We start from the raw sequence: 19,497 nt of genomic DNA on the forward strand, positions 1-19,497 counted from the left end.
CGACGAACAAAGAAGGTGGCTCGATGCGCGTAAACACGGTGATCCGTTCCGTGGTGGCCGTCGCCGCGGCGGCCGTCCTCCTCTCCGGGTGCGGTGCTTCCCGTCAGGAAGTGCTGGACACGTTCGGGTTGCAGCTGCCGTCCTGCGAGACCGAGGACCTGCGCTTCACCGGCTCCAAGCTGTTCGAGCCGGAGATGACGCTGAGCTTCACCGCGTCGAAGTCCTGTGCGGACAAGTACCTCACGGACCACGGCGTCGAGCTCGCGTACGCCGCGGACTGGCCGTACGGCGAGACCATCATGGACGGCAAGCGCGTGGAGCACGAGAAGACCCCGTTCCCCGAGGACGTCATGGACGACCTCGGGCTGAAGGTCGAGCCCGGACGCACCTACCGCAAGTACACCACCTTCACCACGCCCGAGAAGCCCACCTTCGACCTGTTGGTCGACGAGCGGGGTGACCGGGTGAGCGTGTACCTGGTGTCCGTGGTCCTGCCCGACTAGTACGCGGCGGGGACGGGAAAGCAGCCGAGGGGCGGTCTCATGGAGACCGCCCCTCGGTCGTACGTCGGCTTTCAGGCCTGCGGTACGGCCTCCAGCAGCTCCCGCACGTCGAACGGCATGACGGCGATCTCGATGCTCCCGCCGCCGTCGTAGGAGCAGGTGACGATCCGCGAGCCGGGGTTGATGGAGATCCCCTCCTTCATGGAGGGGACCCGGATCCCGGTGGCCCGCCCGCCGGGCAGCGCCACGGGCTCCCCGCGCGCCGGAACCCACCGGGCGGTGCCCTGGTCCCCGTACAGCCGGCCCATCCGCCAGCGGCCTTCCCCGGCCGGGACCCGGCCCATGCCGGGAATCCCGGCCGCGGGCCCGGCGGCCACCCGCGCACGATGCTTGCGCCGCAACAGCCACCCGGCCACCGCGCAGCCGGCGACAACCCCCACGATCTCGATCACGGGCCCATTGAACCAGTCCCGGGTGCGGGTCCCGTTCCGGGTGCGGCCCGGTGGCCGCGCCTCAAACGCCGGCGGGGCTGGGTTTGGCTTCGGGTGGGGCGGGGCCCCTCCGGGGGCTCTCCTCGGCTCGGCGCGCGCGGGCCTGTCGCGGTGGTGCCCGGTGGTCGCGCCTCGTCCTGCGGGGAGCCCCCGGAGTGTCCCCGCCCCACGGCCCCGCGCGGGACGGCCCCGGGGTGGGGGTGCGGGGACGGTGGGGGGTGTCCCCGCAGGACGAGCGCGCAACCACCGCGCACAACCGAGACACGCCCGCACGCGCCGAGCCGAGGAGACACCCCCCGGCGGCCCCGCACCCCCACCCCCCGCACCGACCCCGCCCAAGCGGCCAAACCCAGCCCCGCCGGCGCTTGAGGCGCGGCCACCGGGCCGCACCCGGAACGGGACCCGCACCCGGATACGGACTAGCCGCCCAGCTGGGACACGCTCGGGACCTTGTCCGTCACCGTCGCACCCGCACTCTGGCCCGCTTCCTTCACACTGTTGATGACACTGTCGAAGGCATCGATGTCACCATCACCCGCCTGCCCCTTGCGCAGCTTGCTGCCGAGGCCCTTGAGGGACTCGATGCCCGCCGTGAGCGGGGCCACCGCCTTCGCCAGCAGCGGGTCGCCCTTGGCGTTCTCGGCCGCCGCCTTGAGCCGGTTGTACGCGAACGCGCCCGCCAGGCCCGCCTTGATCAGCGCGAAGGTGCGGCCCTTGGCGCCCTTCTTGAACTTGCCCGCACGGTACGGCTTGACGATCCACTGGTACGTCGCACCGGCCGCGAGGCCCGCGTTGGCGACGAAGCGCGTCTTGGCGAACTTCTGCTTCTCCGCGGACGTGCTGGGCGACGGCGTCGGGGCGGCCTGTTCGTCGGCCTCGACGGCGGCGGGCTCCGCCGCCGCGAGTGCGGCCAGCTCCCCCATCGACGCGGCGGAGAGCTCCTCGCGCGGGCCGTTGCCGCCACTGCCGCATGCGGTGGCGCCGACCATCAGCGCGGTGGACAGCACCACGGCGGTGACGGCGCGGCGGAATCGGACGGTCGTGGGCACGGTTACGGGCACGGGCACGGTTTCCTCCGGGAATGAGGCGTCTTCCGCAGCCTCACCCCGGTCCCCCGGCTCCACCACCCGGAGGGACCCGTTCGGGTTTACGGCACCCGAGCGCGGCAACACGCGCCGTATGAGCACTCACACACGAGTACGCACCCGGGGAAGCAGTCAGGCAGGCCGCGCCGTCGCACTGGTGGCGGACGTGCTCGCCTTCGTCATCGGACTCTGGATCCTGCTCTTCCTGCTGGAGGCCAACCAGGGCAACGCCCTGGTCGACCTCGTCCACGACGTCGCCTCCTGGCTCGCGGCCTGGTCCTACGACCTGTTCACCTTCAGCCGCGAATGGGTCCAGGTCGTCATCGGCTACGGCATCGCCGCCGTCGCCTACCTCCTCGTCGGCCACGCCATAGCCGGCTGGCTCTACCGACGCTGAACAGGACGCCGCCGCCCGGTCAGCCGCAGCAGTCCGGCTCCAGCCCCGCCGGGAGCGAGGTCCCGCCGAACACCTCGGTGGTGGCCTCGTCCCCGCCGAGCGCAGCGACGGCCAACAGCAGCGACCCGGCCGTCCAGGTGGTCTGCTCCACCGGCCAGACGGCCTCGTCCTGGAACACGTACCCCGTCCAGTACATGCCGTTGTCCGCGCGCAGGTGGGTGATCGAGCGCAGGATCTCCAGCGCCCGGTCGGACTCTCCCGTCGCCCACAGCGCGAGCGCCAGCTCGCAGGACTCGCCGCCCGTCACCCACGGGTTGGGCAGCACGCAGCGCACGCCCAGGTCCGGGACCACGAACTCGTCCCAGCGCGCGTCGATGCGCGCCTTGGCCTCGGAGCCGGTCAGGGCTCCGCCGAGGACCGGGTAGTACCAGTCCATCGAGTAGTGGTTCTTGTCGAGGAACCGCTCCGGGTGGCGCCGGATGGCGTGCCGCAGCGCGCCCGCCGCGAGCTCCCAGTCGGGCTGCGGCTCCTCGCGGTGCTCGGCGATGGCCAGGGCGCAGCGCAGTGCCTGGTGGATGGAGGAGGAGCCGGTGAGGAGGGCGTCGGTGACGGCCGTGCCGTCCGCCTCCCGCTTCCAGCCGATCTCGCCGCCGGGCTGCTGGAGCGTCAGGACGCACTCCACGGCCGCGTAGACGGCCGGCCACATGCGGTCGAGGAAGGTGTCGTCGCCGGTGGAGAGGTAGTGGTGCCACACGCCGACGGCTATGTACGCGGTGAAGTTGCTCTCGCGGCTCGCGTCCTGCGGCTCGGCGGTGTCCACGCCGTCGGGCCGGTCGGCGTAGGCCGCGTACCAGGAGCCGTCCTGGTTCTGGTGCCGGGCCAGCCACGCGTACGCCCGCTCCGCGGCCTCGTGCTCGCCGGCCGCGTCGAGGGCCATCGCGGCCTCGGTGTGGTCCCACGGGTCGAGGTGGTGCCCGCGGAACCACGGTATGGCGCCGTCGGCGCGCTGCGCGGCGAGGATGCCCGCCACGGTCAGGGCGGCCTCCTCGGCCGTCAGTACGCCGTCCAGGACAAGGTGTTCGGTGCGCCCGGGCGTGCTCACTGGGTCGCGCCCACGGGGAGGTGGGGCTTGGTCGCGTACGCCACGAAGCTCTTGCCGATGAGCGGGTTCAGGGCCTGCTCGGCGAGCCGCGTGGCCAGCGGCTTCTTCATGATGTCCCAGACCAGGAGCTTGTGGTACGCCTTGACGGGCAGCGCCTTGTCGTTGTCGACGCCGAAGGCGCACTTGAGCCACCAGTACGGGGAGTGCAGCCCGTGCGCGTGGTGCGTGCCGTACGGCTTGAGGCCCGCGGCCTTCATCTTGCCGAGCAGCTCGTCCGCCTTGTAGATGCGGATGTGGCCGCCCTCGACCTCGTGGTAGGCGTCGGACAGCGCCCAGCAGATCTTCTCGGGGCCGTAGCGCGGCACGGTGATGGCGATGCGCCCGCCGGGCTTGAGCACGCGCACCATTTCGGCGAGCACGCCCTTGTCGTCGTGGATGTGCTCCATCACCTCGGAGATGATGACGACGTCGAAGGAGTCGTCCGGGAAGGGCAGGGCGAGCGCGTCGCCCTCCATGGCGGTGGCGGTGGCCCCGGCGGGGGCCTCACCGGCCTCCTTCATCGCCGCGAACCACTTGGCGACCTCGCGGATCTCCTCGCCGTTGCGGTCGACGGCGACCACCTGGGCGCCTCTCCGGTAGCACTCGAAGGCGTGCCGGCCTGCGCCGCAGCCCAGGTCGAGTACGCGGTCGCCTGCGGCGAGCGGGAACCGGGAGAAATCGACGGTCAGCACGGGGTCCTGCCTTCGCGGTCGCGGGGGTGTTCGGGGATGGGGAGGAAGCGGGGGAAGCGGAGGGAGCGGGAGGTCAGCGCGCCCGGCCGGTACGGGCGGCGGCGGCCTGCTCGATGGCGGCGCGGTAGTGCGCGACGGTGCCGCGGGCGGCCGCGGCCCAGGTGAAGCGGGTCAGCACCCGCTCGCGCCCGGCGGCGCCGAGGCGGGCCCGCAGCTCCGGATCGCCCAGCACCCGGCCCAGCGCGCCGGCCAGCGCGCCCGCGTCGCCCGGGGGCACCGCGAGGCAGGTCTCGCCGTCGGGTCCGGCGACCTCGGGGATCGCGCCGCCGGTGGTGGCGACGAGCGCGGTGCCGGTGGCCATGGCTTCGGCGGCCGGGAGCGAGAAGCCTTCGTAGAGGGAGGGCACGCAGGCGATCTGGGCGCTGCGGTAGAGGTCGACGAGCTCGGCGTCGGTGATGCCCTTGACGAAACGGACCGCGTCCTGGAGGCCGTACGTCTCGATGGTGCGGGCGACCGGACCCTGCTCGGCGCGCTTGCCGACGACGACGAGGTGCGCCTGCGGCTGCTCGGTGCGCAGCTTGGCGAGCGCCTCGACGAGGTGCACGAGGCCCTTGAGGGGCACGTCGGCGCTGGAGGTGGTGACGATGCGGCCCGGCACCTCGGCCACGGACGGGTCCGGCGACCAGAGGTCGGTGTCGGCGCCGATGTGCACGACGTGGATGCGCTCGTCGCGGACGCCCAGGTGCTGGGCGATCTCCTGCTTGGAGGAGCCGGAGACGGTGAGCACGGACGGGAGCCGGCGGGCCACGCGGCCCTGCATGCGGGTGAAGGCGTACCAGCGGCGCACGGAGGCCCGCTTCACCCGGCCCTGCGCGGCGTCGAGGTCGAGCTTGCGGTCGACGGTGATGGGGTGGTGGATGGTCGTGACCAGCGGGGCGCCGAGGTCGGAGAGGAGGCCGTACCCGAGCGTCTGGTTGTCGTGGATGACGTCGAAGTCACCGGCGCGCGCGGCCAGGTGGCGGCGGGCGCGCAGCGAGAAGGTCAGCGGCTCGGGGAAGCCGCCGGTCCACATGGTGGCGACCTCGAGGGCGTCGATCCAGTCCCGGTACTCGTCGCGCTTCGGCGTGCGGAAGGGGTCCGGGCTGCGGTACAGGTCCAGGCTCGGGAGCTCGGTGAGCGTGGCGCCCGTGTCGAGCACGGGGTAGGGCTGCGCGCCGATGACTTCGACGGAGTGGCCCAGTTGTACGAGTTCGCGCGCGAGGTGGCGGACGTAGACGCCCTGGCCGCCGCAGAACGGGTTCCCCTTATAGGTGAGGAGTGCGATGCGCAGCGGGCGGTCGCCGTCGGCGGCGGAACCCGCGAAAGGGCTCGTCACCATGGCCTCAGCGGTCACTCTCGGCCCCCTTCTCCCTGCAACTTTCGCCGGAGCGTAACCGCTCGGATAATGTAGAACAAGTTTCAGACTTGATCCGTCGAAGACCATTGAATCTACCGGCCGGAAACTACACCGTAAGAGGCGGAGCAGGTGATTCGCGCCACGGCTCCGGCGCCTGACATGCTGGCCGCGGACCAGCCCGGATTCAGCCCGCTCGACGACACGGAACGACACGGAACGACACGGAACGGGAGCCATGACAGCGGAAGTGAAGGCCGTCACCACACCGGCGTCGCCTCCCCTGACGGAACGCCAGGAGGCCCGCCGCCGCCGGATCCTGCACGCCAGCGCCCAGCTGGCCAGCCGGGGCGGGTTCGATGCCGTCCAGATGCGCGAGGTCGCGGAGGCGGCGGGGGTGGCCCTGGGCACGCTCTACCGCTACTTCCCCTCCAAGGTGCACCTGCTTGTCGCCACCATGCAGGACCAGCTCCAGCACATGCACACCACGCTGCGCAAGCGCCCGCCGGCCGCGGACGACCCCGCGGCGCGGGTCGCGGAGACCCTGATGCGGGCCTTCCGCGCCCTGCAGCGGGAGCCGCAGCTGGCCGACGCGATGGTGCGGGCGCTGACGTTCGCGGACCGGAGCGTGAGCCCCGAGGTGGACACGGTGTCCCGGCTGACCACCGCGATCATCCTGGACGCGATGGGGCTGGAACACCCGCCGACGGCGGAGCAGCTCTCGGCGGTCCGGGTCATCGAGCACACCTGGCACTCGGCGCTGATCACGTGGCTTTCCGGCCGCGCCTCGATCGCCCAGGTCAAGATCGACATCGAAACGGTGTGCCGCCTGATCGACCTGACGTCTCCGGAAAAGGCCTGAAGCTGCCGCTGCGGGGCGGGGCGGTGGTGGGGGCGGCTTGGGCGGGGCGGGATGGGCGGACGGGCGGCGGCTTCGGGGGGCGGGATCCCCTAGAGCGGTATCAGGGATGTGCTGGGGGTTTCCCGTCAGTCCCATCGTCCCTCCGGGTCGGGCCGGTCCCTCAAGGGCGCTCCCTCCGGTCGCGTCGCTTCGCGATGGCCTGCGGCCACCCTTGACCGACCGTCCCGCCCCGGAGAAACGAAAGACTGCCGGGAAGCCCCCAAAGGAACGGGCCGGCACTTCAAGACACGGACGGGGACGGTCGGCCATGCCCGGCCCCGTCCCGCGTGGGGGACGATCGACAGACGGGGCCGATCCAGACCAGGGGCCCGGGTCGGGGGGCGCACCAAATCGCTACGCGCTCCTCACGTCTCAGCGTCCGACGACCGTCTTGGGCTGGACATAGGCCGCCCACGCCCCGCCCGACCGACCCCGCCCCGCCCGACCCGACCCGACCCGCCCCCGCCCAGGCTCCTCAGCGGCGCTTGAGCAGTGCCCCCCAGACGGCCCGCGCACGGTGCAACCGGTAGGAGATCTTCCCCCCGGACCAGTACCTCCAGGGGATCGCGTCCACGTAGCCGTCGACCTGACGGAACTGCTCCAGGGCCGCGCGGTAGCGGCGCTGCCGGACGAGGAAGTAGGCGAGCAGGTGCCGCGCCTGGGGCAGGTTCGGGTGCCCATCGGCCGCGGCGGCGTCCTCCAGCGCCGCGTCCACGAGCGCGACGACGTGCGGCGTGCCGAACAAGCCCCGAGCGTCGCCCTTGCATCCCACTTCCTCGTACCACGCGAGCAAGGGCAGAAGTGCCAGCAGGCTTCCACGCGGCGCCTGCCGGGCCGCCCGCTCCGCGAACTCCTCCACCTCGGCCCGGGAACCGCGCCACTTGCTGCAGAAGTACTGCAGTGCGGCGGCGTGGGCACCGAAGTGGTGCGGCGACCTCGCCCGAACCTCGGTCCACAGAACGCTCATGTCGTCCTTGGGGAAGCCCAGGCCGAGCGCGACCGAAACCATCTCCGCCAGCGGCGTCGGATCCTGCGGGCACAGACGAGCGGCCTGCGACAGCTCCTGGCGCGCCATGGCGAGTTCCTGGTGGAAGCCGGCGAACTGCTGCTGGGACGTCTCGCTCGCAAAGCGCCCTCCGCGCAGCCGCCACGCCCGCCTCACGCGCGCACACGCAGCGACCAGGACCGCGTCGGGGGTGTCCGGCGCGGCCGCGTGCCACGCCCTCAGCCAGGCGTCACCGTCGTATGCGGCCGAGTAGGCCAGGTGCCTGGCGTAGTGCGTACGGCGCTCCCAGTCGGTTCCGGCCGCCTCCATGAGGTCGGCGGCGGGCTGCCACGCTCCGGAGCGCACGGCCTTGAGCGCGCGCTGGAGTTGCGGATCGGGCCCGGCCAGACGCCCGTTCAGGGGTCGTGCGGGTATGAGAGCAGCCAGGAGGAAGCACAGGGGCACGACCGCGGCAGTGATGTAGAGGATGGGGACGGACACGGATGGATCGACCACTTGCGGGAGGGCCACTGAGGTTCCTGTCATTGAACTCGTCCGCTCGACAGTTCGATACGCGAGCGCAGCGGAGTATGCAGCATCAACGACGGAACGAACAACGGCCGATCGCGGCGCCCTTCACGGGTGCCCCCGCGACCGGGCGGGGCGTTGCAGGCCGCCCCGCCCCCGTCCCTACTCCTCCGGCGGGAAGACCGGCTCTCCCGTCGCCGCCAGGGTGATCAGGATGGCCTCCACCGGGCAGCCTTCCGCCGCCGTGAGGATCGGCTCGTTCGCGTCCGACTCGGCGGTGCGCGGGTGGGACTGGCGCGCCGTGTCCAGGACGAAGCCGTCCGGGGCGTGGTTCACGCACATGCCCGAGCCGATGCAGACCCCTCTGTCCACCTCGACCTGCCAGCGGTCGCCCATCAGGCGCCCGCCTCGCCGGCGCCGGATGCGTACGTGGCCGGGAGGTGGATCATCTTGTGTTCCAGGTACTCGCTCAGGCCCTCCGGGCCGAACTCCCGCCCCAGGCCGCTGTTCTTGTAGCCGCCGAAGGGCCCCAGCATGTCCAGGCTGAAGGTGTTCACGTTGAAGGTGCCGGTGCGGATCCGGCGGGCGAAGTCGATGCCTCGCTCGACGTCGGCGGTCCAGACGCTGCCGCTGAGGCCGAAGTCCGAGTCGTTGGCCACCCGTACCGCCTCGGCCTCGTCCCCGTAGGGGATCAGGCAGACGACCGGGCCGAAGATCTCCTCGCGCGCGATCCGCATGGAGTTGTCGACGTCACCGAAGAGGGTGGGCTCCACGTACCAGCCCTGCTCCAGGCCCGCCGGGCGGCCGCCGCCCGCCAGGACCTTCGCGCCTTCCTCCTGCCCGATCCGTATGTAGTCCAGCGAGCGCTGCTGCTGCCGCTTCGCCACCAGCGGGCCGAGCTGGGTCGCCGGGTCGAGCGGGTCGCCGACGACCAGTGCGCCGGCCGCCGCCGCGAGGGCCTCGGCCACTTCCTCGTACCGGCTGCGGGGGGCGAGGATGCGGGTCTGGGCGACGCACGCCTGGCCGTTGTTCATCCAGGCCGCGGGCACGATCCCGGCCACCGCGGTCGCCACGTCGGCGTCCGGGAGGACCACGGCCGCGGACTTGCCGCCGAGTTCGAGGGTGACGCGGGTGAGGTTGCGCGCGGCGACCTCCATCACGCGCTTGCCGGCCGCGACCGAGCCGGTGAAGGCGACCTTGTCGATGCCGGGGTGCCCGACGAGGTACTCGCTGACCTCGCGGTCGGCGGGCAGGATCGACAGGACGCCCTCGGGAAGTCCGGCCTCGCGCGCGATGTCGGCCAGGATGTAGGAGTCGAGCGGTGCCTCGGGCGACGGCTTGAGGATCACGGTCGAGCCGGTCAGGAGGGCCGGCGCCAGCTTGGCCGCCGCCACGAACTGCGGGACGTTCCAGGGGATGACGGCGGCGACCACGCCCACCGGCTCCCGGCGCACCAGGATCGGGCCGAGGACGCCCTGGCGGTGCTCCTCGTACGGGTAGGCCCGGGCGACCGTGATCGCGGCGTCGTAGACCATCATCGGGCCGAGCGCCTGGGCGAGGACGCTCCAGGAGTACGGGGAGCCGTTCTGGGAGCTGATCGAGCGGGCGATCTCCTCGTGCCGGACGGCGATGGCGTCCTTGATCCGGGAGACGACGGCGATCCGCTCGTCCAGGGTCATCCGCGGCCAGGGCCCCTCGTCGAACGCCGTGCGTGCGACGGCGACGGCGCGGTCGACGTCCGCCTTCGAGGCGTGCGGGACGGAGCCGATGACCTGCTCGGTGTGGGGGGAGACGATCCGGATCGTGTCGGTGCCCAGCGGATCCGTCCACTCCCCGCCGATGAACAGCTTTCCGTGTTCCACGAGCTCGGTCATGGCTGAGGCCTCCTGCGGCTTGGCGTTCCAGAACTGATACCAGTTCTAGTTAGAGGAGTCCACGGCCAGGACTGAACCTCCGTCAGTGCGGCGGAGGTGATCGAACGACTGGTCAGAGAGCCCGGAAAGTGGTCGACTTGGGCTACTACTGGAACACGTTCTCGTCCGAGGGCGGCGACAGGGAGGGCGGGCGCATGCCGGAGGACACGTCACAGGTCACAGGGGACACGCCACAGATCACCGATCACGGCGGCGGCGTGTGGGCCATCAAGGTCCCCATCCCCGACAACCCCCTCGGACACACCCTCGTCCACGTCCTCGACACCGACCGCGGCCCGGTCCTCGTCGACACCGGCTGGGACGACCCCGCCTCCTGGGACACCCTCGCCGCCGGCCTCGCCGCGCTCGGCACCGCCGTCACCGACGTCCACGGCGTGGTCATCACCCACCACCACCCCGACCACCACGGCCTCTCCGGCCAGGTCCGCGAGGCCTCCGGCGCCTGGATCGCCATGCACGCCGCCGACACCGAGGTCGTCCTGCGGACCCGCGCCTCCGAACCCGGCGTCTGGTTCGACTACATGAGCGCCAAACTCGCCGCCGCCGGAGCCCCCGAGGAGCACATCGCCCCGCTGCGCGCCGCCCGCGCGAGCGGCCGCACGCGGACCCTGCCCGGCCTGCGCGCCGCCGTCCCCGACCGGGAGATCGTCCCCGCCGAGCTGCTCCCCCTCGCCGGGCGCCGGCTGCGCGCGATCTGGACCCCCGGCCACACCCCCGGCCACGTCTGCCTGCACCTGGAGGAAGCGCACCCGGCACACCTCCCCGGCAACGGCCGCCTCTTCTCCGGGGACCACCTGCTGCCCGGGATCTCCCCCCACATCGGCCTGTACGAGGCCCCGGAGGACACCCGGGTCACCGACCCCCTCGGCGACTACCTCGACTCCCTCGAACGCATCGGCCGCCTCGGCCCCGCCGAGGTGCTCCCCGCCCACCAGCACGCCTTCACCGACGCGCCCGCCCGCGTACGGGAGCTCCTCGACCACCACGAGGAACGGCTGCGCGGCCTGCTGACCCTGCTGGCGGAGCCCTTGACCCCGTGGGGGCTGGCCGAGCGGATGGAGTGGAACCGGCCCTGGGCGCAGATCCCGTACGGCTCCCGCAACATCGCCGTCTCCGAAGCGGAAGCCCATGTGCGGCGGCTGGTGAAACAGGGTCGCGCCGAGGCGGTGCCGGGCACGGACCCGGTGACGTACCGGGCCGTGTAAGGGGCCCCGGGCCCCGGCGCCCCGGGGCCCGCCGGTTACGGGCCGGTAGAGTGAACGTGTCGTCCACACCTCTGTACGGGGGGAAGCCGGTGCAGTTCCGGCGCTGACCCGCAACCGTGACCCACCCCGGCACCGCCCGGGCGGGAAGCCGGAATGCCCCGTGCCGGAGTGCGCGGCTCGTGCCGCCGGAGCCCCCGGTGGCCGGCACCGTCGAGGTAAACGGAGCCGGAGCCCGGTGCCTGTGCGTGCCTGCTGCCGGTTCCCCCGTACGAGAGGCACCACCCCCCTATGAACGTCCGCCGCAGCGCAGCCGCGCTCGCCGCCTCCGCCGTGCTCTGCGTGGGCGTCGCCCCCGCAGCCCTCGCCGACACCGCGCCGCCCGCCTCTCCCTCCGCTCCCCCGGTCATCCCCTCCGGCCTGTACGGCAAGGCCGACCCCACCTACGACGGCGTGTGGCGGCAGTCCTTCGCGCTGCTCGCCCAGCACACCGTCGACGTCGAGCCCGCCCGGCAGGCCGTGGACTGGCTCGTCGGCCAGCAGTGCGCGACCGGCGGCTTCGCCTCCTTCCGCCCGAACGCCGCCGCGGAGTGCGACGCGAACACGATGTACGACACCAACGCCACCGCGGCTGCCGTGCAGGCGCTGCAGGCCCTCGGCGGCCACGACGCGGTCGTCAGGAAGAGCATCGACTGGCTGAAGTCCGTCCAGAACGAGGACGGCGGCTGGAGCTACGTGCCCGGCACCCCCAGCGACGCCAACTCCACCGCCGTGGTGATCAGCGCCCTGTCCGTGGCGGGCGAGAAGCCGGCCGAGGTCAGGTCCAAGGCGGGCAAGTCGGCCTACGAGGGCCTGCTCGCCTTCCAGCTGGGCTGCGCCGCCGAGCCGGCCGCCGACCGGGGCGCCTTCGCGTTCCAGCCGGCCGACGGCAAGCTCGTCGCCAACGCCGACGCCACGGCCGCCGCCGCCCTGGCCGGCCTCGGCAAGGGCACGGCCGTCGTCCCGTCCGCCGAGAACACCCCCGCCGCCCCGCTGGCCTGCCCGGCCGCGAACGCCGCCGACCCGGTGGCCGCCGCCCAGGGCGCGGCCGGCTACCTGGCCGAGGCCCTCAAGAAGGACGGCCACCTCATGGCCGTCACCCCGGGCGCGGACCAGCCCACCCCCGACACGGGCAACACCATCGACGCGGTCCTGGCGCTGGCGGCCGCCGGCCACAAGGAGTCCGCGGCGGGCGCCCTGAAGTGGCTGCAGGCCAACTCCGCCGAGTGGTCCAAGGGCAAGCCGGCCGCCCTGGGCACCCTGGTCCTCGCCGCCCACGCGACCGGCACCGACCCGAAGTCCTTCGGCGGCACCGACCTCGTCGCCGCGCTGAACGCGACCGGCCCGGCCCCGCAGGGCGCGGACACCGAGGCGACCGAGGTGGACAGCAAGAAGGAGAAGCCCTCCGGCGGCCAGAACCTCTGGTGGATCATCGGCTCCGGCGCCGCGGCCGGTATCGGCATCGGCATCCTGCTGAGCGGCCGCCGGAAGAAGAACCAGTCCTGATGCGCCGCCGCCCGCCCGCCGTGGCCCTCGCTCTCGGGATCGTCCTGGCCCTGCTGGCCGCCGCCCCCGCGCTGGCGGCCGGCTACCGCTACTGGTCGTTCTGGGACGGCTCGGCGGGCGGCCAGTGGTCGTACGCCACCCAGGGGCCCTCGCTGGCCCGCCCCGCGGACGGCGCCGTCCAGGGCTTCCGCTTCTCGGTGAGCAAGGACGCGGCGGCACAGGCGGCGCAGCCGCGCGCGGCGGCCGACTTCGAGACGGTCTGCGGGACGACCGCCCCGACGGAGGGCACCAAGCGGGTGGCGCTCGTCATCGACTTCGGCGTCCCCGAGGACGCCCCGACGGGCGAAGTCCCGCCCGAGGCCGCCCCGCGCACGGCCTGCGCCCAGGTGGCCCCCGGGGCCACGACGGCCGAGGCACTGGCCTCGGTCGCCAAGCCGCTGCGCTACAACAGCGCGGCGCTGCTGTGCGCGATCTCCGGCTACCCGAAGCAGGGCTGCGGCGACCAGGTCGCGGAATCCTCGGCAGCGCCCGACCCCTCCGCCGCTGCGGATTCCGCCGCGGAGTCCGGTGGGGAATCCGGTGCGGGCCCGTCCGCGGGCCTGGTCGCGGGCATCGCCGCGGTGGCCGCCCTGGCCGCGGCAGGCGTCTGGCAGTCCCGCCGCCGCACGCGATGACCGGCACCGGCGACGGCGCCGAGCCGACCACCACGGCCACCGGCGCACCCCGGACCACGCCCGTCGCCGGTGCCGGCACCGGCACCGGCACCGGCGACGAGGGCACGCCGGCCGCCCGGGCGACCCGCACCGCGGGCACGACCGCACCCACCGGAGCCGCACCCGACGACCTGCCCCCGGCCCGGCGGAGCCCCGCCGCGGTGCGGGTCCCCGCGCACCGGTCGACGTACGAAAAATGGAAGCCCCCGCAGTCCGGCCGGGCCACCGCCCTGCACGCGGGGGCCTGGTGGCTGTGGGCCCTCGGCCTCGCCACCGCCGCCTCCCGCACCACCAACCCGCTGCTGCTCGGACTGCTCGCCGGCGTCGCCGGGTACGTGGTCGCGGCCCGCCGCACCGACGCGCCCTGGGCCCGTTCCTACGGCGCCTTCCTCAAGCTCGGCCTCTTCGTCATCGGCCTGCGCCTGCTCTTCTCCGCCCTCCTCGGCTCCCCCCTCCCCGGCTCGCACCTCCTCTTCACCCTCCCGGAGATCCCGCTCCCGGCCTGGGCCCAGGGCATCCGCTTCGGTGGCCGCGTCACCGCCGAGCAGCTCGTCTTCGCCTTCTACGACGGCCTGAAGCTGGCCACGCTCCTGGTGTGCGTCGGCGCCGCGAACGCCCTCGCCAATCCGGCGCGGCTGCTGAAGTCCCTCCCGGCCGCCCTGTACGAGGCCGGGGTCGCCGTGGTCGTCGCGATGACCTTCGCGCCGAACATGGTCGCCGACGTCGTCCGGCTGCGGACGGCCCGCCGACTGCGCGGCCGGCCCACCGGCGGGGTGAAGGCCATCCTGCAGATCGGCCTGCCGGTCCTGGAGGGCGCTCTGGAACGCTCCGTCGCCATCGCCGCGTCGATGGACGCGCGCGGCTACGGCCGGACCGCCGAGGTCCCGCCCGCCGTCCGGCACACCACCAACGCCCTCACCCTCGGCGGCCTCATCGGCATGTGCGCGGGCACGTACGGCCTGCTCGCCGCGCAGGGCGCCGCGTACGGTCTGCCGGTGCTCGGCGTGGGCGCGGCCCTGGCCGTCGCCGGCCTGCGCCTGGGCGGCCGCCGGTCGGTGCGCACGCGTTACCGGCCGGACCGCTGGGGGCCGCGCGCCTGGCTGGTCGCCGGATCGGGCGCGGCCGTGGCCGCCGTGCTGATCCGCGCCGGTTCCGTCGACCCGGCCGCCCTGCACCCGGGCGTGGTCCCGCTGGCGGCCCCCACGCTCCCGCTGTGGCCGGCGGCCGCGATCCTGATCGGCCTGCTGCCCGCCTTCGTGGCACCCGTACCGCCCAAGGAGGCGTCGCAGTGATCCGCTTCGAGCAGGTGTCGGTCACCTACGACGGCGCGCCCGCCCCCTCCCTGCGGGGCGTCGACCTGGAGATCCCCGAAGGGGAGCTGACGCTGCTGGTCGGCCCGTCGGGCGTCGGCAAGTCCACCCTGCTGGGGACCGTCTCCGGACTGGTCCCGCACTTCACGGGCGGCACCCTGCGGGGCCGGGTCACGGTCGCCGGCCGGGACACGCGCACCCACAGGCCGCGCGAGCTCGCGGACGTGGTCGGCACGGTCGGCCAGGACCCCCTCGCGCACTTCGTGACGGACGTGGTCGAGGACGAGCTCGCCTACGGCATGGAGTCGCTGGGCCTGCCACCTGCGGTGATGCGCCGCCGGGTGGAGGAGACCCTGGACCTGCTGGGCCTGAACGAGCTGCGCGACCGGCCGATCGCGACGTTGTCCGGCGGCCAGCAGCAGCGGGTCGCGATCGGCTCGGTCCTCACCCCGCACCCCCGGGTGCTGGTGCTGGACGAGCCGACGTCCGCGCTCGACCCGGCGGCTGCGGAGGAGGTCCTCGCGGTCCTCCAGCGACTGGTGCACGACCTGGGCACGACGGTGCTGATGGCGGAGCACCGGCTGGAGCGGGTCGTCCAGTACGCCGACCAGGTCCTGCTCCTGCCGTCGCCGGGCGCGGCTCCGGTCATCGGCCCCCCGGCCGAGATCATGGCCGTCTCCCCGGTCCACCCGCCGGTGGTCTCCCTGGGCCGCCTCGCGGGCTGGTCCCCGCTCCCCCTCTCGGTCCGCGACGCCCGCCGCCGGGCCGCGCCGCTCCGGTCCCGCCTGTCATCCGTCACCCGCCCCACCGCTTCCCAGGGCTCCGCCCCGGACCCCGCGCCTCAAGCGCCGGCGAGGCTCGAAGATGCAGCCTCGCCGGCGTTTGAGGCGCGGGGGTCCGGGGGCGGAGCCCCCGTCTCCGGAGCCCCCGGCCTGCTCGCGCGCCTGCTCCGCCGCGGCCGGCCGAGCCCCGCCCCCGCCCCCGCCCCCCAGGCGGCCCCGGCCCCGGCTCCGGCCGAGGTCCACCGGGTCACCGTCCGCCGCGGCCGCGTACAGGCCCTGCACGACGTCACCCTCACCGTGGCCCCCGGCGAAACCGTCGCTCTCATGGGCCGCAACGGCGCCGGCAAGTCCACCCTCCTCGCCACTCTCGTCGGTACGGTCGCCCCCACCACCGGCGAGGTGACCGTCGGCGGCCGTACCCCCCACCGCACGGCACCGCCCGAGATGGTGCGCCGCGTCGGCCTCGTCCCGCAGGAACCCCGCGACCTCCTCTACGCCGACACGGTCGCCGCCGAGTGCGCCGCCGCCGACTCCGATGCCGCCGCGCCCGCCGGCACCTGCCGGGACCTCGTCTCCGCGCTGCTTCCGGACGTCCCCGACGGCATCCATCCGCGCGATCTCTCCGAGGGCCAGCGCCTGGCCCTCGCCCTGGCCCTCGTCCTCACCGGCCGCCCCGCCCTGCTGCTCCTGGACGAGCCCACCCGCGGCCTGGACTACGCCGCCAAGGTCCGCCTGGTCGAGATCCTGCGCGGCCTGGCCGCCGACGGCCACGCCATCGTCCTGGCCACCCATGACGTGGAGCTCGCCGCCGAGCTCGCCCACCGCGTGGTGATCCTGGCCGGCGGGGAGATCGTCGCGGACGGTCCGACCGCCGAGGTCGTCGTCTCCTCGCCCGCCTTCGCGCCGCAGGTGGCGAAGGTCCTCGCCCCGGACCCCTGGCTCACCGTGCACCAGGTCGCCGAGGCCCTGGCCGCGGCGGAGGCCCCGTGAACCGCCCCGCCCGCCCCGCCCGCCCCGCGCGTCCCCCGCGCCCCGCCCGTCCCGTCCGGATCGGCCCCCGCGCCGCCGCCACCCTGGTCCTCGTCACCCTCATCGGCATCGCGGCCTTCGGCTGGCCGCTGCTCGCCGACGGCCGGTCGGGCCTCGCCCACGCGCAGGACGCCCCCTGGCTCTTCGCCGCGCTCCTGCCGCTCCTGGTGGCGGTGGTCGTCGCGACCATCGCCGACAACGGCATGGACGCGAAGGCGGTGGCGATGCTCGGTGTGCTCGCCGCCGTCGGGGCGGCGCTGAGACCGCTGGGCGCGGGTACGGCCGGGCTGGAGCCCATGTTCTTCCTGATGGTGCTCAGCGCCCGGGTCCTCGGTCCGGGCTTCGGCTTCGTCCTGGGCTCGGTGACGATGTTCGCCTCGGCCCTGCTGACGGGCGGGGTCGGGCCGTGGATGCCGTTCCAGATGCTGGCGATGGGCTGGTTCGCGCTGGGGGCCGGGCTGCTGCCCGGCCCGGAGAGGATCCGGGGCCGGGCGGAGCTGCTGATGCTGGCGGCGTACGGCTTCGCGGGCTCGTTCGCGTACGGCACGGTCATGAACCTGCAGGGCTGGGTGCTGCTGCAGGGCATGGGCCAGGGCATCTCCTTCCATCCGGGGGAGCCGGTGGCCGCGAACCTGGCGCGGTTCGCCGCGTACTGCCTGGCGACCTCGGTGGGCTGGGACCTGGGCCGGGCCGTGCTGACGGTCGTACTGACCCTCACTCTCGGAGCGACCCTGCTGAAGGCGCTGCGCCGGGCGACCCGCAGAGCCGCCTTCGACGCCCCCGTCTCCTTCGGTCCGGGGGCCGGAATCGAACGCGAACCCGCCTTCGGGAAGGGTACGAACGGCAGCGGAGGGTGACATTCGGGGCCTCCCCCGGTGACCCGCCCCATAGGGCGTGGGTCACATACGAGTCCGGCTAGTAGGCCTCGGAGCCGCTGGACCCACCGCTTCGGGGGGTCGGTGGGGCTCCCGCTGCGAGGACCACTAGTAAGCGGGACCTTTGCCAGGGCGTCGGGGCGTCTGTAGAACTGGATGAGTCGCAAGGCGGCAGGGGTACTTCACCCGCCGCCGACGAACCTCTCTCCACCGCGTGAGTGGCTCACGCACGTCTTCGACGTGCCCGCGACCGCCCTTGTCCCCGTCGGAAGGTTCCATCCGTGTCCAACGCCATCATCCGCCGCATCGCCACCTCGAAGAAGGCCCTCGCGGGCACCGTCGTCGCCCTGGGCGTCGCCGGCTCCATGCTCGCCACGGTCCCCGCCCAGGCGGCCCCGGTGAGCGCCAAGGCGATCGCTCAGCAGATGATCAAGGACCCGGCCCAGTTCGCCGCCTTCGACAAGATCATCTCGCACGAGAGCGGCTGGGACCACACCGCGACCAACCCCTCGTCCGGCGCCTACGGCCTGGCCCAGGCCCTGCCGGCCTCGAAGATGGCCTCCGCCGGTGCCGACTGGAAGACCAACCCGGCCACCCAGATCAAGTGGGGCCTGGACTACATGAACGACCGCTACGGCAGCCCGGTCGGCGCCTGGAACTTCTGGTCCGCCAACCACTGGTACTAAGCCTGGCGCCAAGCCGCGGGCGGGCAGCAGCCCGGCACTGCGCAGCAGACATACGAAGGCCCCGGTGGCCGGCCTCCCCAGGTCCGGCCTCCGGGGCCTTCTGCATCCCATCCCACGGGTCTCAGTGGCGCCTCACAGGCGCTGGATGATCGTGCCGGTCGCCAGCGCGCCTCCCGCGCACATGGTGATCAGCGCGAACTCCTTGTCGCGGCGCTCCAGCTCGTGCAGCGCGGTGGTGATCAGCCGGGCGCCGGTGGCGCCGACGGGGTGGCCGAGCGCGATGCCCCCGCCGTTGACGTTGACCTTCTCCAGGTCCTGGTCGAAGACCTGCGCCCAGGACAGGACCACGGAGGCGAAGGCCTCGTTGATCTCGACGAGATCGATGTCCCGCAGCGACATCCCGGCCTTGCCGAGCACGGCCCGCGTCGCGTCGATCGGCCCGTCCAGGTGGTAGTGGGGGTCGGCGCCGACGAGCGTCTGGGCGACGATCCGGGCGCGCGGCTTGAGCTTGAGGGCCCGGGCCATCTTGCGCGACGCCCACATGACGGCGGCCGCGCCGTCCGATATCTGCGAGGAGTTCCCGGCGGTGTGCACGGCGGTGGGCATGACCGGCTTGAGCCGGGCGAGCGCCTCCATGCTCGTGTCCCGCAGCCCCTCGTCCCGGTCGACCAGGCGCCACATGCCCTGTCCGGCGGCCTGTTCGTCCTCGGTCGTCGGCACCTGCACGGCGAAGGTCTCTCGCTTGAACCGCTCCTCGGCCCATGCGGCCGCGGCCCGCTCCTGGGAGCGGAGTCCGAGCCGGTCGACGTCCTCGCGGGACAGGCCCCGGTGGCGGGCGATCCGCTCGGCGGCCTCGAACTGGTTGGGGAGGTCGACGTTCCACTCGTCCGGGAAGGGCTTCCCCGGGCCGTGCTTGGATCCGGAGCCGAGCGGCACGCGGCTCATGGCCTCGACGCCGCAGGCGATGCCGATGTCCATGACCCCGCCGGAGATCATGTTGGCGACCATGTGGTTGGCCTGCTGCGAGCTGCCGCACTGACAGTCCACCGTCGTCGCGGCGGTCTCGTACGGGAGCCCCATGGCGAGCCAGGCGTTGCGGGCGGGGTTCATCGACTGCTCGCCGGCGTGCGTGACAGTGCCGCCGACGATCTGCTCGACGCAGTCGGGCTGGATTCCGGTACGGGCCAGCAGCTCGCGATAGGTCTCACCGAGCAGGTAGGCGGGGTGGAGGTTGGCGAGAGCGCCCCCGCGCTTACCGATGGGGGTGCGTACGGCTTCGACAATGACGGGTTCCGCGGCCATGAG

The 19,497-nt window shown here is 73.5% G+C and carries 19 protein-coding genes; 10 read left to right on the plus strand and 9 right to left on the minus strand.

The window, feature by feature from the left end; genetic code table 11:
• Positions 1–23 precede the first annotated feature (23 nt).
• Positions 24–503, plus strand: a complete 480-nt coding sequence (locus ACXNSR_RS12550; RefSeq protein ID WP_458642147.1) for a hypothetical protein — start codon at positions 24–26, stop codon at positions 501–503.
• A 71-nt stretch (positions 504–574) separates the two neighbouring features.
• Here the strand turns inward: ACXNSR_RS12550 and ACXNSR_RS12555 are convergent, their stop codons facing one another.
• Together ACXNSR_RS12555 and ACXNSR_RS12560 are read right to left on the minus strand one after the other, a co-directional pair.
• Entirely contained in the window at positions 575–955 is a 381-nt protein-coding gene (locus tag ACXNSR_RS12555; RefSeq protein ID WP_458642148.1) for a hypothetical protein, read from the minus strand.
• 458 nt (positions 956–1,413) lie between these two features.
• On the minus strand, positions 1,414–2,043 hold the full coding sequence (locus tag ACXNSR_RS12560) for a hypothetical protein (RefSeq protein ID WP_458643286.1): 630 nt from the start codon (positions 2,041–2,043) through the stop codon (positions 1,414–1,416).
• A gap of 130 nt (positions 2,044–2,173) precedes the next feature.
• Between ACXNSR_RS12560 and ACXNSR_RS12565 the strand changes: the two genes are divergently transcribed.
• Positions 2,174–2,476 carry a hypothetical protein gene (locus ACXNSR_RS12565; protein WP_327385729.1) on the plus strand — a complete coding sequence of 101 codons (303 nt, stop codon included), beginning with the start codon at positions 2,174–2,176 and terminating at the stop codon, positions 2,474–2,476.
• Between the two features lie 19 nt (positions 2,477–2,495).
• Here the strand turns inward: ACXNSR_RS12565 and ACXNSR_RS12570 are convergent, their stop codons facing one another.
• The 3 genes from ACXNSR_RS12570 to ACXNSR_RS12580 form a co-directional block, all read right to left on the minus strand.
• On the minus strand, positions 2,496–3,578 hold the full coding sequence (locus ACXNSR_RS12570; RefSeq protein ID WP_458642149.1) for a prenyltransferase/squalene oxidase repeat-containing protein: 1,083 nt from the start codon (positions 3,576–3,578) through the stop codon (positions 2,496–2,498).
• Positions 3,575–4,309 carry a class I SAM-dependent methyltransferase gene (locus tag ACXNSR_RS12575; protein ID WP_189747779.1) on the minus strand — a complete coding sequence of 245 codons (735 nt, stop codon included), beginning with the start codon at positions 4,307–4,309 and terminating at the stop codon, positions 3,575–3,577. Before ACXNSR_RS12575 ends, ACXNSR_RS12570 begins: the two co-directional genes overlap by 4 nt.
• Positions 4,310–4,382: 73 nt before the next feature.
• Positions 4,383–5,702 (minus strand): glycosyltransferase family 4 protein, encoded by a 1,320-nt coding sequence (locus ACXNSR_RS12580; RefSeq protein WP_458642150.1) that lies wholly within the window; start codon positions 5,700–5,702, stop codon positions 4,383–4,385.
• Between the two features lie 238 nt (positions 5,703–5,940).
• Between ACXNSR_RS12580 and ACXNSR_RS12585 the strand changes: the two genes are divergently transcribed.
• Complete coding sequence (locus ACXNSR_RS12585) at positions 5,941–6,564, plus strand: TetR family transcriptional regulator (RefSeq protein WP_458642151.1); 624 nt, start codon at positions 5,941–5,943, stop codon at positions 6,562–6,564.
• A 514-nt stretch (positions 6,565–7,078) separates the two neighbouring features.
• Here the strand turns inward: ACXNSR_RS12585 and ACXNSR_RS12590 are convergent.
• The 3 genes from ACXNSR_RS12590 to ACXNSR_RS12600 all read right to left on the minus strand — a co-directional run bounded on the left by ACXNSR_RS12590 (position 7,079) and on the right by ACXNSR_RS12600 (position 9,990).
• Positions 7,079–8,089: a hypothetical protein gene (locus ACXNSR_RS12590; RefSeq protein WP_458642152.1), complete on the minus strand. Its 1,011-nt coding sequence runs from the start codon at positions 8,087–8,089 to the stop codon at positions 7,079–7,081.
• Between the two features lie 189 nt (positions 8,090–8,278).
• A complete protein-coding gene (locus ACXNSR_RS12595) occupies positions 8,279–8,512 on the minus strand; it encodes a ferredoxin (RefSeq protein ID WP_327735264.1) in 234 nt (77 codons plus the stop codon).
• On the minus strand, positions 8,512–9,990 hold the full coding sequence (locus ACXNSR_RS12600) for an aldehyde dehydrogenase (protein ID WP_458642153.1): 1,479 nt from the start codon (positions 9,988–9,990) through the stop codon (positions 8,512–8,514). Before ACXNSR_RS12600 ends, ACXNSR_RS12595 begins: the two co-directional genes overlap by 1 nt.
• Positions 9,991–10,184: 194 nt before the next feature.
• Between ACXNSR_RS12600 and ACXNSR_RS12605 the strand changes: the two genes are divergently transcribed.
• From ACXNSR_RS12605 to ACXNSR_RS12635, 7 genes are all read left to right on the plus strand, one after another.
• Entirely contained in the window at positions 10,185–11,255 is a 1,071-nt protein-coding gene (locus ACXNSR_RS12605) for an MBL fold metallo-hydrolase (RefSeq protein ID WP_458642154.1), read from the plus strand.
• A gap of 288 nt (positions 11,256–11,543) precedes the next feature.
• Positions 11,544–12,797 (plus strand): prenyltransferase/squalene oxidase repeat-containing protein, encoded by a 1,254-nt coding sequence (locus tag ACXNSR_RS12610; RefSeq protein ID WP_458642155.1) that lies wholly within the window; start codon positions 11,544–11,546, stop codon positions 12,795–12,797.
• Entirely contained in the window at positions 12,797–13,471 is a 675-nt protein-coding gene (locus ACXNSR_RS12615) for an SCO2322 family protein (protein WP_458642156.1), read from the plus strand. The genes ACXNSR_RS12610 and ACXNSR_RS12615 overlap by 1 nt, the downstream gene beginning before the upstream one ends.
• Positions 13,468–14,802 (plus strand): energy-coupling factor transporter transmembrane component T, encoded by a 1,335-nt coding sequence (locus ACXNSR_RS12620; protein WP_458642157.1) that lies wholly within the window; start codon positions 13,468–13,470, stop codon positions 14,800–14,802. Before ACXNSR_RS12615 ends, ACXNSR_RS12620 begins: the two co-directional genes overlap by 4 nt.
• Positions 14,799–16,592 carry an ABC transporter ATP-binding protein gene (locus ACXNSR_RS12625; protein WP_458642158.1) on the plus strand — a complete coding sequence of 598 codons (1,794 nt, stop codon included), beginning with the start codon at positions 14,799–14,801 and terminating at the stop codon, positions 16,590–16,592. Before ACXNSR_RS12620 ends, ACXNSR_RS12625 begins: the two co-directional genes overlap by 4 nt.
• Positions 16,589–17,488 carry an ECF transporter S component gene (locus ACXNSR_RS12630; protein ID WP_458642159.1) on the plus strand — a complete coding sequence of 300 codons (900 nt, stop codon included), beginning with the start codon at positions 16,589–16,591 and terminating at the stop codon, positions 17,486–17,488. Before ACXNSR_RS12625 ends, ACXNSR_RS12630 begins: the two co-directional genes overlap by 4 nt.
• Before the next feature lie 299 nt (positions 17,489–17,787).
• On the plus strand, positions 17,788–18,192 hold the full coding sequence (locus tag ACXNSR_RS12635; RefSeq protein WP_458642160.1) for an aggregation-promoting factor C-terminal-like domain-containing protein: 405 nt from the start codon (positions 17,788–17,790) through the stop codon (positions 18,190–18,192).
• Positions 18,193–18,324: 132 nt separating this feature from the next.
• On the opposite strand, the gene ACXNSR_RS12640 is transcribed toward ACXNSR_RS12635, so the two are convergent.
• The gene (locus tag ACXNSR_RS12640) at positions 18,325–19,494 is read right to left on the minus strand and encodes a steroid 3-ketoacyl-CoA thiolase (RefSeq protein WP_458642161.1); all 1,170 of its coding nucleotides are present in this window, start codon (positions 19,492–19,494) and stop codon (positions 18,325–18,327) included.
• Between the last annotated feature and the right edge of the window lie 3 nt (positions 19,495–19,497).

The organism is Streptomyces sp. NC-S4 (assembly GCF_054353315.1).

Bases quoted from the DNA above. Each gene is read 5' to 3' on its own strand.
- ACXNSR_RS12600 (WP_458642153.1), bottom strand. From the start codon at position 9,990: ATGACCGAGCTCGTGGAACACGGAAAGCTGTTCATCGGCGGGGAGTGG.
- ACXNSR_RS12605 (WP_458642154.1), top strand. From the start codon at position 10,185: ATGCCGGAGGACACGTCACAGGTCACAGGGGACACGCCACAGATCACC.
- ACXNSR_RS12595 (WP_327735264.1), bottom strand. From the start codon at position 8,512: ATGGGCGACCGCTGGCAGGTCGAGGTGGACAGAGGGGTCTGCATCGGC.
- ACXNSR_RS12565 (WP_327385729.1), top strand. From the start codon at position 2,174: ATGAGCACTCACACACGAGTACGCACCCGGGGAAGCAGTCAGGCAGGC.
- ACXNSR_RS12620 (WP_458642157.1), top strand. From the start codon at position 13,468: ATGACCGGCACCGGCGACGGCGCCGAGCCGACCACCACGGCCACCGGC.
- ACXNSR_RS12585 (WP_458642151.1), top strand. From the start codon at position 5,941: ATGACAGCGGAAGTGAAGGCCGTCACCACACCGGCGTCGCCTCCCCTG.
- ACXNSR_RS12550 (WP_458642147.1), top strand. From the start codon at position 24: ATGCGCGTAAACACGGTGATCCGTTCCGTGGTGGCCGTCGCCGCGGCG.
- ACXNSR_RS12610 (WP_458642155.1), top strand. From the start codon at position 11,544: ATGAACGTCCGCCGCAGCGCAGCCGCGCTCGCCGCCTCCGCCGTGCTC.
- ACXNSR_RS12640 (WP_458642161.1), bottom strand. From the start codon at position 19,494: ATGGCCGCGGAACCCGTCATTGTCGAAGCCGTACGCACCCCCATCGGT.
- ACXNSR_RS12615 (WP_458642156.1), top strand. From the start codon at position 12,797: ATGCGCCGCCGCCCGCCCGCCGTGGCCCTCGCTCTCGGGATCGTCCTG.